At 64.0% G+C, this 14,372-nt stretch carries 14 protein-coding genes; 7 read left to right on the top strand and 7 right to left on the bottom strand.

The window, feature by feature from the left end; translation table 11 throughout:
- Positions 1-155: 155 nt before the first annotated feature.
- Complete coding sequence (locus tag ACIP02_RS00400; RefSeq protein WP_400612142.1) at positions 156-1,616, bottom strand: histidine kinase; 1,461 nt, start codon at positions 1,614-1,616, stop codon at positions 156-158.
- Between the two features lie 134 nt (positions 1,617-1,750).
- Between ACIP02_RS00400 and serB the strand changes: the two genes are divergently transcribed.
- Complete coding sequence (gene serB, locus ACIP02_RS00395; protein ID WP_400612140.1) at positions 1,751-2,965, top strand: phosphoserine phosphatase SerB; 1,215 nt, start codon at positions 1,751-1,753, stop codon at positions 2,963-2,965.
- A gap of 146 nt (positions 2,966-3,111) precedes the next feature.
- Here serB and asd read toward each other — a convergent pair whose 3' ends face one another.
- The 3 genes from asd to ACIP02_RS00380 are packed head-to-tail and all read right to left on the bottom strand — an operon-like array spanning position 3,112 to position 6,374.
- Positions 3,112-3,975, bottom strand: coding sequence for an archaetidylserine decarboxylase (gene asd / locus ACIP02_RS00390; protein WP_400612138.1), 864 nt, complete (start codon positions 3,973-3,975; stop codon positions 3,112-3,114).
- A 9-nt stretch (positions 3,976-3,984) separates the two neighbouring features.
- Positions 3,985-4,794, bottom strand: a complete 810-nt coding sequence (locus ACIP02_RS00385) for a rhodanese-like domain-containing protein (RefSeq protein ID WP_400612136.1) — start codon at positions 4,792-4,794, stop codon at positions 3,985-3,987.
- A gap of 44 nt (positions 4,795-4,838) precedes the next feature.
- A complete protein-coding gene (locus tag ACIP02_RS00380) occupies positions 4,839-6,374 on the bottom strand; it encodes an HDOD domain-containing protein (RefSeq protein ID WP_400612134.1) in 1,536 nt (511 codons plus the stop codon).
- Positions 6,375-6,504: 130 nt separating this feature from the next.
- Between ACIP02_RS00380 and motA the strand changes: the two genes are divergently transcribed.
- Complete coding sequence (gene motA / locus ACIP02_RS00375) at positions 6,505-7,356, top strand: flagellar motor stator protein MotA (RefSeq protein WP_400612132.1); 852 nt, start codon at positions 6,505-6,507, stop codon at positions 7,354-7,356.
- A 3-nt stretch (positions 7,357-7,359) separates the two neighbouring features.
- On the top strand, positions 7,360-8,406 hold the full coding sequence (gene motB, locus ACIP02_RS00370; protein ID WP_400612130.1) for a flagellar motor protein MotB: 1,047 nt from the start codon (positions 7,360-7,362) through the stop codon (positions 8,404-8,406).
- Positions 8,407-8,599: 193 nt separating this feature from the next.
- On the opposite strand, the gene ACIP02_RS00365 is transcribed toward motB, so the two are convergent.
- Positions 8,600-9,079, bottom strand: coding sequence for a molecular chaperone Tir (locus ACIP02_RS00365; protein ID WP_400612128.1), 480 nt, complete (start codon positions 9,077-9,079; stop codon positions 8,600-8,602).
- 117 nt (positions 9,080-9,196) lie between these two features.
- Positions 9,197-10,228 carry a small ribosomal subunit biogenesis GTPase RsgA gene (gene rsgA / locus ACIP02_RS00360; RefSeq protein ID WP_400612126.1) on the bottom strand — a complete coding sequence of 344 codons (1,032 nt, stop codon included), beginning with the start codon at positions 10,226-10,228 and terminating at the stop codon, positions 9,197-9,199.
- A 115-nt stretch (positions 10,229-10,343) separates the two neighbouring features.
- On the opposite strand from rsgA, the gene orn reads away from it, so the two are divergent.
- Entirely contained in the window at positions 10,344-10,886 is a 543-nt protein-coding gene (orn, locus tag ACIP02_RS00355) for an oligoribonuclease (protein WP_114170571.1), read from the top strand.
- A 91-nt stretch (positions 10,887-10,977) separates the two neighbouring features.
- The gene (locus ACIP02_RS00350; RefSeq protein WP_003249516.1) at positions 10,978-11,589 is read left to right on the top strand and encodes a trimeric intracellular cation channel family protein; all 612 of its coding nucleotides are present in this window, start codon (positions 10,978-10,980) and stop codon (positions 11,587-11,589) included.
- Between the two features lie 316 nt (positions 11,590-11,905).
- Here ACIP02_RS00350 and queG read toward each other — a convergent pair whose 3' ends face one another.
- Positions 11,906-12,985: a tRNA epoxyqueuosine(34) reductase QueG gene (gene queG, locus ACIP02_RS00345; RefSeq protein ID WP_400612123.1), complete on the bottom strand. Its 1,080-nt coding sequence runs from the start codon at positions 12,983-12,985 to the stop codon at positions 11,906-11,908.
- Between the two features lie 64 nt (positions 12,986-13,049).
- On the opposite strand from queG, the gene ACIP02_RS00340 reads away from it, so the two are divergent.
- The gene (locus tag ACIP02_RS00340; protein ID WP_400612121.1) at positions 13,050-13,910 is read left to right on the top strand and encodes an NAD(P)H-hydrate dehydratase; all 861 of its coding nucleotides are present in this window, start codon (positions 13,050-13,052) and stop codon (positions 13,908-13,910) included.
- Entirely contained in the window at positions 13,898-14,371 is a 474-nt protein-coding gene (tsaE, locus tag ACIP02_RS00335; protein ID WP_400612119.1) for a tRNA (adenosine(37)-N6)-threonylcarbamoyltransferase complex ATPase subunit type 1 TsaE, read from the top strand. The genes ACIP02_RS00340 and tsaE overlap by 13 nt, the downstream gene beginning before the upstream one ends.
- Position 14,372 lies beyond the last annotated feature (1 nt).

The following is a 14,372-nucleotide window of genomic DNA, read 5'->3' as shown; positions in this document are numbered from 1 at the left end:
CTGTCGGAAGCTTGGCGCGGTCTCTGTAGGAGCGGCCTTGTGTCGCGATGGGCTGCGAAGCAGCCCCAGGGTTTAGCGGTGCGGCTCATATTGTTGGGGCCGCTTCGCGGCCCATCGCGACACAAGGCCGCTCCTACAGGGGCAGCGTATGCCTGTCAGGCCCGCCGCTCGTGCATCCGCGCCAACTGGCGTTCCAGCATCGACGGGTAGGGCTCCATCAGCCGCTCGACACAGCAAGCACCCTCCGGGCTGGCAATCGGGCGAATGCGCGCGCGCTGGCGAATCAGCGCGTCATCGCTGATCTGCCGCTCCACCAGCAACAGGTTGCGGCTGTGTTGTGACAGCGCCAGGGCATCCTGGGCCTTCTCGGCCATCAGCAGATCAACCAGTTCCAGCCCATGCAGGTCGTTGCCCAACACCAGGCCCAGTTGCAGCTGCAAGGTGATGCCGCTGTCGGCGACTTCGATCTGCAGGGCATGGCCCAGGGCGCGTAACAACTCACCGCAGCAAATGGCGTTGGTCAGGTAGTCCTCGCCACACTCGCGGCTGTGGAACAGCACCAGCGTGCTGCCGTCGTTGAGCGTGTGTGTTTCGCCGTCGTAAAGCGAGGCCGCGTGCTCCAGGCAGTCACCGTAACGCTCGGTCAGCTCGGCCAGGCGCGTGCGCGGCAGGCGGCGCAGCTGCTCCTGCGAGCCCAGTTGCACGGCAAGGATGGCGCTGTATTGCGGTTCGTCGGGCTCGGCCACGGCGGCGGCTTTCGGGGCGCTGTCGTCGTCCAGCAGGCCGGCGAAGGCTTCGTCGTCATCCTCGTCTTCCAGCGCGGCCACCTTGGCACGCGGCGCGGCCTTGGGGGCCGGGGCGGCTTCGTGCAAGTCGTCGAACGGCTCGTCGTCGTCTTCCTCGGGCTCCGGTTCCGGTGGCGGCGGTGGTGCCAGGCGTGCATGCAGCTGGCGGGCAATGTCGCCGATCTCGTCCTGGCGGTCGGTGGCCGGGGTGTAGTACTGCGGGTCGCGCAGCCATACCCGCAGTTGCAGCAGCGGCAGGGTGATATAGCGGCCCTGACGCAAGCTGAGGGCCAAGGCCAGCGCCAGCAGGATGGCGGCGAGGATGCCCATGCTCTGCAGGCTGATCAGCATCGGCTGCTGGAACTGGCTCATGTCCAGGCTGATGCGCAGTTGCCCGGCGGTCACGTCCTGGAAGGTGATCTTGGTCTGGTACAGGCCTTCAGCCTCGCCCAGCAGGCTGTTGCGCGGCCGCTGGCCAGCCTCGGCGAGGATGCGGTTGTCCACGCTGTAGATCGCCGCATGGGCCACCAGCGGGTTTTTCACCAGGTTGCCCAGCAGTACGTTGAGGCTGAGGATGTCGTTGGACACCAGCAGCTCGGTCGCCGAGGTGGCGGTCTGGGTGGTCAGGCTCTGCCCCAGGGCATCGGCCTGCTCGTGCATGGCCTGCTTGAACTGCAGGCCCATTACACAGGCATAGATGACCAGTGCCAGCGCCACCAGGAAGATGTTGGTGCAGGCGATGCGCAGTGCCAGCGGCACGCGACGTTGACTCAGGGCACGATAGATCATCAGGAAGAAGTTGTCTGGTTTGACGGGCGTGGGCCGGTTCACTGAGCTCGGCTCTTAATGGCAAGAAAGTGGGGGGAGTATAGCGACCCGGGTTTTGTCGGCAAAGTATCGTTGGCGCCCGATGGTCATGGAAAATCGGTAGAATGCGCATTTTTCATCGAAGTCGGAGCCAGGTTGTGCGCGAAATCGTCCTGATCAACATCACCGGTGAGGACCGTCCCGGTCTCACTGCGGCTATCACCGGCGTCCTGCTGCAGGGCGGTGTGAGTATCCTCGACATTGGCCTGGCGGTCATGCACGGCACCTTGTCGTTCGGCATCCTGGTCGATATCCCGGACAACGAAGTGGCCACCGCGCTGCTGCAAAGCGTGCAGGCCAAGGCCCACGAACTGAACCTGCAGGCCCGTTATACGCCGATTTCCGAGGCAGACTACCAGCACTGGGCTGATGGCCACGGCGAGGCGCGCCATATCGTCACCCTGCTGAGCCGCAAGATCACCCCTGTGCAACTGCAGCGGGTGAGTGCGGTGATCAGCCAGTATGGCCTGACCATCGAGCGTATCGAGCGGCTGTCGGCCCGGGTGGCGCTGGGCGCCGAAATCGACAAGGGCAAGGCGGCGGTCGAGATCTCCGTGCGTGGCCTGCCAAGCGATGCCCAGGCGCTGCGTGCCGATTTCTTCGCCTTGGCTGAAGAACTGAGCGTGGACATTGCCTTCCAGAAGGACGATCTGTTCCGCCGCAACCGCCGCCTGGCGGTGTTCGACATGGACTCGACGCTGATCGAGGCCGAAGTCATCGACGAGCTGGCCAAGGCGGCTGGCGTGGGTGAGCAGGTGGCGGCGATCACCGAGCGTGCGATGCGTGGCGAGCTGGACTTCCGCGCCAGCTTCAAGGAGCGCATGGCGCTGCTCAAGGGCCTGGATGTTGGCGTGCTGGACGAGATCGGCGCCTCGCTGCGCCTGACCGAGGGCGCCGAAAACCTGTTCGCCGAACTCAAGCGCCTGGGTTACAAGACCGCGATCCTGTCGGGTGGCTTTACCTATTTTGCCCGCCAGGTGCAGGCGCGCCTGGGTATCGACTACGTGTTCGCCAACGAGCTGGAAGTGGTCGATGGCAAGGTGACCGGCGTGGCGGTAGAGCCGATCGTCGACGCGCAGCGCAAGGCCGAACTGTTGCAGAAGCTGGCCAGCGAAGAAGGCTTGCAGCTGGAACAGACCATTGCCGTAGGTGATGGTGCCAACGACCTGCCGATGCTGTCGCTGGCCGGCCTGGGTGTGGCGTTCCGTGCCAAGCCGCTGGTGCGTCAATCGGCCAAGCAGGCGATTTCCACCCTGGGGCTGGATGGCGTGCTGTACCTGCTGGGCCTGCGTGACCGCGACGCGCGCGGCTGATTCGGGAATCTGGGGCTGCTTTGCAGCCCATCGCGACACAAGGCCGCTCCTACAGGATTTTCGCAGTTTCAAATACTGCGCTGTCCTGTAGGAGCGGCCTTGTGTCGCGATAGGGCCGCAAAGCGGCCCCAAGTTCTATCAGGCAATCAAGCCTGCACAGGCGCCGCCAGTTGCTGCCCCATGCGCACCGCAGACCCGGCACCCAGGCTTTCAGCCCACTTAACCTGCTCCGGTCCGAACAGCACGATAGCCGTCGAACCCAGCTTGAAGCGGCCCAGCTCGGCACCTTTCTCCAGGTGGATCGGCGTACGGCTGGCTTCGTCGTAACGGAAGGTCTTCAGCTCACGCTTGGGCGGCGTCACCAGGCCGGCCCACACGGTCTCGATCGAAGCAACGATCATGGCACCCACCAGCACCACGGCCATCGGCCCGCGCTCGGTATCAAACAGGCAGACCACGCGCTCGTTACGGGCGAACAGCTCGGGAACGTTCTCTGCAGTGGTCTGGTTGACCGAGAACAGCCGGCCCGGCACGTAGACCATTTCACGCAGGGTACCGGCCAGCGGCATGTGCACGCGGTGGTAGTCCTTGGGCGACAGGTAGATGGTGGCGAATTCGCCGCCCATGAACGGCGCAGCCATGGCCGGGTCACCACCCAGCAGTTCCTGCGCGCTGTAGCCGTGGCCTTTGGCCTGGAAGATGCGGCCGTGCTCAATCGGGCCGAGCTGGCTGACGGCACCGTCGGCGGGGCACAGGATGGCGCCCGGGGTTTCGTCCAGCGGGCGGGCACCTGGCTTCAGGGCGCGAGTGAAGAACGCGTTGAAGTGTTCATAGGCGCTCAGGTCTTCGACCAGTGCTTCGCTCATGTTCACCTGGTAGCGCTTGGCGAACCAGGCGGTGAAGGCATTCTTGAACCAGCGCACACGGCACTCGGCGACGCAGCCGGCCAGCCGCGACAGCAGGTGGTGCGGCAGCAGGTACTGACTGATGATGAACAGACGGGATTTCATGCGGGTTCCTTAGACTTCTACAGGCGTGTCCGGGTGGTTGCCCCATTCGCTCCACGAGCCGGCGTAGGCCTTGACGCGTGGGTAGCCGAGGGCTTTGGCCACCAGGTAAGTGAAACCGGAGCGGCGATGGGTCTGGCAGTGGGTGATCACTTCCTTGTCGGGGGTGATGCCCAGTTTCTGCAGGACTTCGGCGATGTCCTGGCGAATGCGCAGGTGGTCGTTGAGGTCCATGCCGGCGGTCCACTCGAAGTTGACTGCGCCGGGGATGTGGCCGCCTTTGGCTGCCAGCACTTTCTCGCCGTTGAATTCCTGCGGGCCACGGGCGTCCCAGATGACCAGGTCATCGGCGCCCAGGCGGCTTTGCAGGTACTCGCGGGTGGCCGTGGGGGCGCTGTCGATGTGCAGGTACACCGGGGCGCTGCCGCTGGCAGGTACTTCGGTGGCCAGCTTGTCGGCCGGCCAGGCCTGGATGCCGCCATTGAGGTAGTGATAGTGCTTGTGGCCAATCACGTCGAGCAGCCAGATGAAGCGCCCGGCCCAGCCGCCGCCTTCATCGTCGTACACCACGTACACGGCATCATCGCGGTGGCCGAGTTCGCTGAACAGTTTTTCCAGCTCGCCCAGGGCCGGCAGCAGGCCGGGGGCGGGGGGCTGACCGAGCTGGGTACGCTTGCCTTCGACAAAGTGCGCGCCGGGAATATGCCCGCTGACATAGCGGTTGGCACTGCTCAGGTCGACCAGGATCAGCTGCGGTGAATCCAGGCGTGGCAGCAGGTCTGCGGCTTCGATCACCAGCGGCAGGCCGGAAAAGTCAGTCATCCACGGTCTCCAGTGTGGAAAGAGGGGCGATTGTAGCGCAAGGCTCAGCCCTTGCGGTTGGCAAACACTGACAGGGCCCGCTCGATGCACTGCGCGGTCTTGCCGAAAGCCTGCACGCTGATTTCGGCCAACGGCCGGCAGCCCTGGTCGGCCACCAGCACCATCAGCACCTGGTCGTTCACTGCCAGCGAGCGTAGCAGCACATGTTCGCTGCGGAACAGCGCGCGGAGCGGGGCGGGCAGCAGGGCCGAAAACTGGCTGTGGTTTTCCGGGGTGATGCGCAGTTGCCCGGCCTGGCTCAGCAGCTTTTGCAGCAGTTTGTTCTGCGACACCTGCAGGGCCAGGGCTCCGGCTTCCTTGGGCAGGCCGGCGACCTGCTGTACGCGCAGGTAGTCACTGGCCTTGTCCAGGCTCAGCAGCATGATGCGTTGCATGCCGCAGGCCAGCAGGGCCTCACGGGCCTGGGTAGCCAAGTGCACGGTGTTAGTGAACGGGCTGGGTTGCGCCAGCAGGTCCTGGCACAGCGTGCGCCAGCGTGCCAGCTCATCGCTGCTGGGTGGTGGCGGGGCCAGCATGTCCGGGTGCGGGCGGCGTTGGTGCCACGGCCAGATCAACGCCTCGGCCGGGTGGAACAGGGCATGTCGGGCATGGCGACGGGCGCTGGCCGCAGCCTGCTGGTGCATCTGTTGCTGCACATCTTCCAGCGAAGTCTGCAGGTACAGTGCGGTCAGCAGTTGCCAGCGCAGCAAGTGCGGGTTGTCCCAGCCAACCTGCGCCGCCAGGGCCAGGTTGTTGGCCAGTAGCACGGTATTGGCCGGCTGGTTGAACCAGCGGCGCAGGCCGGGTTCGGCATCCAGGCGGTGTTGCTGGCTAAGCAGGTCTTCGTCACGGGCGATGCTCAGCACCTGGGCCAGTTGCTCGCGCTCTTCCAGCAGCAGGCGGTAACCCTGGGTGACCCATTGCGGCAGGCGCCAGTACTCGGCCATGGTCTGGCACAGCGCCATGATGCGCACGCCAAACAGTTCTTCCTCGACCTGGGCGGCATCTTCACCCTTGTGGATAACCCGCAATTCCCACGTATCGAGCAGCTTGGGGTAGGCGAGGGCCAGTGGCCAGAGTGGCGACAGGAACAGCAGGCTGCCCCAGTGAATCTCCTGCCACAGCCGCGCCAGGCGGCTGGCGAACAGGCCGCTGGCCTGCTGCGAGGCATGCTGGCTGATCAGCTGGAACTGGCTGAGTACCGGCGGAATTTCGTCGGCGGGCAACGCTGGCAGGCGCTTGAGCAGCTGTTCGCTGCGCTCCAGGCCCAGGCGGTTGAGGGCAACCTCCAGGCTTTCGGCCGGCTCGGCCAGGCTGGCATTGGTGGGGTGATTGGCTTCGCGCATCACCGACAGCACCAGGGCCGGGCTATCCTGCATCAGTTCGGCGATGTCACGCAGCGAGCGGCGGCTATCGTGGATGGCGGCCATGACCCGGTCGTAGCTGTGCTTCGGAACGGGGATGCGAACACTCTCGAGCAGCTTGACCCAGGCCTCTAGCGTACGCGGAGCCTGAGCGGGCACCTTGGTTTCAATTGGCATTTTGACATCAGTCCGAACTGGCTTTTCGCATTATGTGGCTATAGTCTGGCGCAGTTCTGCCGATAAGTAGAAGAAGAGTTTTAAAGCTCTCGTCTCATCCCCTGACCACGACAGCAAGTGCTTTGAACCTATGGCTAAAATTATCGGCATCATCGTCGTATTCGCGAGCGTGCTCGGCGGCTACGTGCTTTCCCACGGCAAGATCGCGGCGCTGATCCAGCCGTTCGAAGTACTGATTATCGGCGGTGCGGCCTTCGGTGCATTCCTGCAGGCCAACCCTGGCTACATGACCATGCACGTCATCAAAAAGTCGATGAAGATGTTCGGCTCGCGCTTCAGTCATGGCTTTTACCTGGAAGTGCTGGGCCTGGTGTACGAGATCCTCAACAAGAGCCGTCGCGAAGGCATGATGGCCATCGAGGCCGACATCGAAGACGCTGCAGCCAGCCCGATCTTCGCCAAGTACCCGACGGTACTGGCCGATGAGCGCATGACCGCGTTCGTCTGCGACTACCTGCGCATCATGTCCACCGGCAACATGGCCCCGCACGAGCTCGAAGGCCTGTTCGACATGGAACTGCTGAGCATGAAGGAAGAGCTTGAGCACCCGTCCCATGCGGTGACCGGCATTGCCGACGGCATGCCCGGCTTCGGTATCGTCGCGGCGGTGCTGGGTATCGTGGTGACCATGGCATCGCTGGGCGATGGTGACCAGGCGGCCATCGGCATGCACGTGGGTGCGGCACTGGTCGGCACCTTCTTCGGTATCCTGGCGGCCTACGGTTTCTTCGGCCCGTTGGCCAAGTGCCTGGAGCACGACGCCAAGGAAGAGCTGAACCTGTACGAGTCGATCAAGGCCTCGCTGGTGGCCTCGGCTTCGGGCATGCCGCCTTCGCTGGCGGTCGAGTTCGGGCGCAAGGTGCTGTACCCCAAGCACCGCCCAAGCTTCGCCGAGCTGGAACAAGCGGTTCGCGGTCGCTGAGTCATGGAGAACAACCAGCCCATTATCGTCAAGCGCGTAAAGCGCTTTGGCGGCGGCCACCATGGTGGCGCCTGGAAAATCGCCTTTGCCGACTTCGCCACGGCGATGATGGCGTTCTTCCTGGTGCTGTGGCTGTTGTCCACGGCCACGCCAGAGCAGAAGATCGCCATTGCCGGCTACTTCCAGGACCCGATCGGTTTTTCCGAGAGTGGCACGCCTTATGTCATCGACCTGGGCGGTTCGCCGGAGATGGCGCCAGATAAAACCATCAATCCGGAAGTGAAGACCGAGCCGACGCAGCAGTCCCCCACGCAGCTGAACAAGGACCAGGTCGAGACCATGGCCGAGCAGGTCGAGCGTGAGCGCCTGGAGTTGTTGCTGCAAGAGCTGCAGAACAAGGTGGAAGAAAACCCGCAGCTGCAGAAGTTCAAGGACCAGATCCTGTTCGAGATCACTCAGGACGGCTTGCGTATCCAGATCATGGATGCCGAGAACCGGCCGATGTTCGACATTGGCAGTGCACGCCTGCAGCCGTACTTCGAGGATATCCTGCTGGCCATGGCCGACACCATCAAGGCTGTGCCGAACAAGATCAGCGTCAGCGGCCACACCGATGCCAAGCCGTATGCCGGCACGGGCGAGTTCGGCAACTGGGAGCTGTCAGCCAACCGCGCCAACGCCGCGCGCCGTGCGCTGGTAGCCGGTGGTTACCCGGATGGCCAGGTGGCGCGGGTGGTGGGTTACGCCTCGTCGTCGCTGTTCGACCGCAAGAACCCGTTCAACCCGGTCAACCGTCGTATCGACATCATCGTGCTGACCAAGAAGGCCCAGCGCAACATCGAGGGTGAGCAGGGTACGCCGGAGGCGCCGGCCAACGAGCCTGCTGCACCGCCGGCCAGTGGTGGTGCGCCGGGGGCTGCGGCACCCGCTGCGCCAGCAGCCCCGGCGGCCGGGGCTGATCAGGCGCCGATGCAGCCGCGTGAGCTGCGCCAGAAGCTGAACATCTTCGAGGAGGGGACGTTGAAGATGGATGAGGCCAAGGAACAGTAAGCCTCGCGCGGTCCCCTTGTAGGAGCGGCCTTGCGTCGCGATGGGCTGCGCAGCAGCCCCGGCAATTTGTGCAACTGCGCGCAAACCTTGGGGCTGCTGCGCAGCCCATCGCGACACAAGGCCGCTCCTACAAGGACCAGTGCTGGCCAAGAGAGATAGGCAAGACAGTTGCCACATGATGACCGCGTCTGCCTCAGAACCCCCGCCTGATCTTGGCCTTGAGATCAGCATGAAAGAAGTCTGCATTATCCCTGTCTGTACTTGATCTACGCCCCAGCGGCAGCTGCATGGCCCGCGCGAATGTGCGCTCGTCATGGTAGCCCCGCACGAACAGGTCGATATGCGCACGCTCACGCATGATCGGCCAGCGGCCCAGGCCTTCCGGCAACTCGCCTGCCCCTTTGCAAAAGAAGCTGACCCGTCGGCAGGTCATGGCCGCCGTACCCAGCAGCCAGGCGGTCCACCAGCCATCACCGGTGTCGGCCGGCAGCACCCCGATCCAGTGGGTGGCATCGTTCATTTGTTGGCAGAAACTGCCGTATAGGTCGTCGTGGGTCTGCCCGTCGCAGTCGAGCTGTACCAGCTGGGTGCTAATGCCTTCGAGCAACAGCCGCTCGTTGATGATGAAGGCGTCGAGCCGCGTTTCGTGGCGGTAGCTGATAAGAACCGGCATGGCGGTTACCCTCCCTGATAGAAGTCCTGACCATCAGGGAAAGGAGCGGCGCGGGCAATAGATGACGGCAAAACCAGAAGCGCCCTACACCGCTCGGTAAAAATTCCTACAGCACAATCAGTAGCTGTCTTCCGTCAGGCTGGCGATGATCGAACGGTAACTGTTCATGCGTTGCGGCTTGATCCGGCCATCTTCCAGTGCCTTGAGCAATGCACAGCCGGGTTCGCGGTCATGCTTGCAGTCGCGGAAGCGGCAGGTGCCGAACAGGTCGCGGAACTCGATGAAGCCGTCTTCCACGTCATCGCGGCTGACGTGGCCCAGGCCGAACTCGCGGATGCCCGGCGAGTCGATCAGGTCGCCGCCATTGGGGAAGTGGTACAGGCGCGCTGTGGTGGTGGTGTGCGTGCCCTGGCCCGACCATTCCGACAGGTCGCCGACGCGGGTGCCGGCGTCTGGCAGCAAGCTGTTGACCAGCGACGACTTGCCCACCCCCGACTGGCCGACGAACACGCTGATGTGGCCATCCAGCTGTTGCTGCAGGCGTTGCATGCCGTCACCGTGGTGCGCCGAAACTTCCAGCAGCGGGTAGCCCAGTTCGCGGTAGACCTCCAGCAGCGCATGCAGGCCAGGGCCGTTTTCGTCGTTGATCAGGTCGGCTTTGTTCAGCAGCAGCAGTGGGCGCAGGCCGGCGTGCTCGGCTGCTACCAGATAGCGGTCGATCAGGTTCGGGTGCGGCTCTGGGGCCGGTGCGAAGACGATCACGATCAGGTCGACGTTGGCGGCCACCGGCTTCAACTGGCCATGGTTGTTCGGCCGGCACAGTTCGGTGCTGCGCGGCATTTGCGCGACAATTACGCCGATGCCCTGGTTACCCGCGCGCCACACTACACGGTCGCCGGTAACCAGCGCTGGCAGGTTGGCGCGCAAGTGGCAACGGAACACCTGGCCTGCTGTTTCGCCGTCCTGGGCTTCAACCTCTACCTGCACGCCGAAGTGTGCAATGACCAGGCCCAACTGCTCCGGCCCCAGGTCACCACCTTCCAGTTCCTGCAGCGCGTGCTGCTCCCGTTTGGCGGCGCGAGCGGCGCGTTCACCCTGGATTTTTTCGATCCGCCAGTTCTGGCGGCGATTGAGCTGGCGTTTGGCCATGAAAGTACCGTGAGAGTGGCCCGGGCGGGGCATTGAAAACGGCACGCAGTTTAGCACGCCGGGCTTTTCACGCAGAGCCTAGGCTACTATGAGGGCCTATATGAGGAGTGCCTGCATGCAAAACCCACAGAACCTGATCTGGATCGACCTGGAAATGACCGGCCTGGATCCGGACAGCGACGTCATCATCGAGATGGCGACCATCGTCACCGACAGCCAGCTGAACACCCTGGCCGAAGGCCCGGTGATCGCCATTCACCACAGTGACGAAGTGCTGGCGCGCATGGATGAGTGGAACACCCGCACCCATGGCGCTTCGGGCCTGACCCAGCGCGTGCGTGAAAGCAAGGTCGGCATGGCCGAAGCCGAGGCACAGACCATCGCCTTCCTCGAGCAATGGGTGCCAAAGGGCAAGTCGCCGATCTGCGGCAACAGCATCTGCCAGGACCGCCGCTTCCTGTACCGCCACATGCGCAACCTGGAAAACTACTTCCACTATCGCAACCTGGATGTCTCCACCTTGAAGGAGCTGGCTGCGCGCTGGGCACCGGACGTGCGTGACAGCTTCAAGAAGGGCAATACCCACCTGGCACTGGACGACATTCGCGAATCGATCGCCGAGCTGCGCCACTATCGCGAGCACTTCATCAAGGTGTGAGCCGGAACGGCGCAGATATTGTATCTGCGCCCCCTTTTGGTGCCTTGGGCAACTGGTTAGACTGCGCGCCTTTCTCGCACGGACCCGCACCATGTTGTTGATGCTCTACCTCATCGCTATCACCGCCGAAGCCATGACTGGCGCGCTGTCTGCCGGGCGTCGCGGCATGGACTGGTTCGGCGTGGTGCTGATCGCCTGCGTCACCGCCCTGGGCGGCGGCTCGGTGCGCGACGTGCTGCTCGGGCACTACCCGCTGACCTGGGTAAAGCACCCGGAATACCTGGTGCTCACCAGTTTTGCCGCGCTGCTGACCATTTTCATCGCGCCGATGATGCGCCGCCTGCGCTCACTGTTCCTGGTGCTGGATGCCCTGGGGCTGGTGGCGTTTACCCTGATTGGCTGCATGACCGCGCTGGAGATGGGGCAGGGCATGCTGGTGGCATCGATCAGCGGGGTGATCACCGGCGTGTTTGGCGGGATCTTGCGCGATATTTTCTGCAACGACATCCCACTGGTATTTCGCCGTGAGCTGTACGCCAGCGTGTCGTTCGCGGCCGCGTGGTTTTATCTGGGCTGCGTGTATTTCAAGGTGCCGGCGGAGCAGGCCATGCTGCTGACCTTGTTTGGCGGGTTTTTGGTGCGCTTGCTGGCGATTCGTTTCCACTGGGAAATGCCCAAGTTTCACTATAACGATCAGCAGTAAGTGCGCTCGCCTTGAGGGGTGCAGCGCCTGTGAGATCGAGCGCCGCCCGCGCGGCGCTTCGCGGGGCAAGCCCGCTCCCACATCTGTTTCGGGCCAGTTACTTCTGCCTCCTCCGCACTCGCACCCTAGGTGCCTGGCTGGCGATTGATAAAAAGCAACTGTGTCACCTTCGATTTTGAAGGGAACAAACAAGGCGGACAGAGGAGACTTCACAGGAGGGACTGGCCCGGAACAGATGTGGGAGCGGGCTTGCCCCGCGAAGCGCCGCGCGGGCGGCGCTCGATCTCACGGCCCCTACAAGAGCCAAGACAGGCACCTAGTGGCCTTCATCCACTCCAATGCCGTGCCGGGCCAGCGCCCACTCCACATGCTCGCGCACCAGCTCCGACGCATCCTCGCGCCGCGCCTTCAGCGCCTCGATCACCGGAATGGTCGACGGCGCATTGCCCAGCCCCACTGCCAGGTTGCGCAACCATCGCTCATACCCCGCCCGGCGCAACGGCCCGCCTTCGGTCTTGCGCAGGAACGTGCGCTCATCCCACAGGAACATCTCGGCCAGCTCGGCATTCTCCAGCCCGTGCCGTGGCTGGAAGTCCTGCTCCTGGCTGTGTTTGGCAAAGCGGTTCCACGGGCAGACGATCTGGCAGTCATCACAGCCGAAAACCCGGTTGCCCATCATTGAGCGCAATTCGACGGGGATCGGGCCGCGCAGTTCGATGGTCAGGTACGAGATGCAGCGCCGCGCGTCCAACACATAAGGCCCGACAAACGCCTGTGTCGGGCAGATGTCCAGGCACGCGGTGCAACGCCCGCAATGTTCACGGGTGGCGGCTTCGTCCACCGGCAACGGCAGGTCGACAAACAGTTCGGCCAGGAAGAAGTAGCTGCCGGCCTTGCGGTTAAGCAGCAGGGTGTTCTTGCCGATCCAGCCCAGCCCGGCCTGCTCGGCCAGGGCCTTTTCCAGTACCGGGGCACTGTCGACGAAGGCGCGGTAACCGAACGGGCCGATGGCTTCCTGAATACGGTCGGCCAGGAACTGCACGCGCTTGCGCACCAGCTTGTGGTAGTCGCGGCCCAGGGCGTAGCGCGACACATAGGCTTTTTCTGGCTGCGCCAGGCGTTGGGCCATTTGCGTGTCGCCGGGCAGGTAGTCCATGCGCAGCGAGACAACGCGCACCGTACCGGGGATCAACTGGTCGGGGTGCGAGCGTTTGCTGCCGTGGGCGCCCAGGTACTCCATTTCGCCCTGGTAGCCGGCGTCGAGCCAGCGCTGCAGGTGGTGTTCGTGTTCGCCAAGGTCGACCCCGGCGATGCCAACGTGGGCAAAACCGAGTTCCTGGCCCCAGATCTTGATCGATTGGGCCAGTTGGGCGAGGTCAGGCGTTGAGGCGGACATGGATGGGCAAGGCAATACGGGCTCAGGTGCGTATAATTCTGCCAGACATTGGAGCCTTTGACCTATGCCGCAGACCAAACACCCCGGCAATGCCCCGCAACTGCTCAGCAGCGTGACCGTCGCGCACCTGCCGGCACGGCATGCGCATGCCCATAAAGGCGACTTTGGCCACGTGCTGGTGGTCGGTGGCGATCTCGGCACCGGCGGCGCTGTGCTGCTCAGCGCCGAAGCCGCCCTGCGTTGCGGTGCCGGGCTGGTAAGCGTGGCAACCCGGCCCGAGCACGTGGCCGCCAGCCTGGCGCGGTTGCCCGAGGTCATGTGCCTGGGTGCCAGTTCGGCCAACCAGCTGATGGGCGTGCTCGAACGCGCCACGGTGCTGGTGGTAGGCCCCGGCCTTGGGCAGGCGGCGTGGGGCCGTAGCCTGTTGTCGGCAGTGGCCAACGCCGAGCGGCCGCAGGTGTGGGACGCCGATGCCCTGAACCTGCTGGCGCGTACCCCGTTGGCCCTGCCCAGTGGCAGCATCCTTACCCCGCACCCGGGCGAGGCGGCGCGGCTGCTGGGCATTTCCACCGAGGCGGTGCAGGCCGACCGCCCGGGGGCGGCACGTAAGCTGGCGCGCCGTTACAACAGTGTCTGCGTGCTCAAGGGCGCGGGTACGCTGGTGGCAGACCCGGGCGGCCAGTTGATGCTGTGCGAGCGCGGCCACCCAGCGATGGCCGGCGCCGGCCTGGGCGATGTGCTGACCGGCCTGCTGGCGGCACTATTGGCCCAGGGGCTGGACGCCTGGAATGCTGGCTGCCTGGGCACCTGGCTGCACGCCTGTGCCGGTGAGCGCCTGGGGGTAAAAGGTAGAGGCCTGGCAGCCAGTGATCTGGCGCCGGTCATTCGTGAGTTGTTGGAGGAGCATTCTGCGTGTCTGGCTTAAATCTGTTTCTGGCCGATGAAGCGGCCACGGTTGCCTTCGGTGCAAAAATGGCCGAGGTGACCGGCGGTCGCGGTGTGATTTTTCTTGAAGGCGACCTGGGGGCAGGCAAAACCACGCTGTCGCGTGGCCTGATCCGCGGCCTGGGCCATACTGGTGCAGTGAAAAGCCCGACCTTCACCGTGGTCGAACCCTACGAGATTGGCGAGGTCCGAGCTTTTCACTTCGACCTGTATCGCCTGGTCGATCCGGAGGAGCTGGAGTACATGGGCATTCGTGACTATTTCGAGGGCGACCCGTTGTGCCTGTTCGAGTGGCCACAAAACGGTGCGGGCGTTTTGCCAAAGCCTGACCTGACCATTACCATAAGCCCCCAAGCGGGCGGACGCTCGCTGAACCTTTCGCCGCAGGGGGCTCGCGGCGAGGCCTGGTGCGTGGCACTGGCCGAACACTATAAACAGTAAG

This window comes from Pseudomonas sp. NPDC089408 (genome assembly GCF_044749445.1).
Taxonomy (GTDB): Bacteria; Pseudomonadota; Gammaproteobacteria; order Pseudomonadales; family Pseudomonadaceae; genus Aquipseudomonas.
This window is presented reverse-complemented; position numbering and strand designations above follow the sequence as displayed.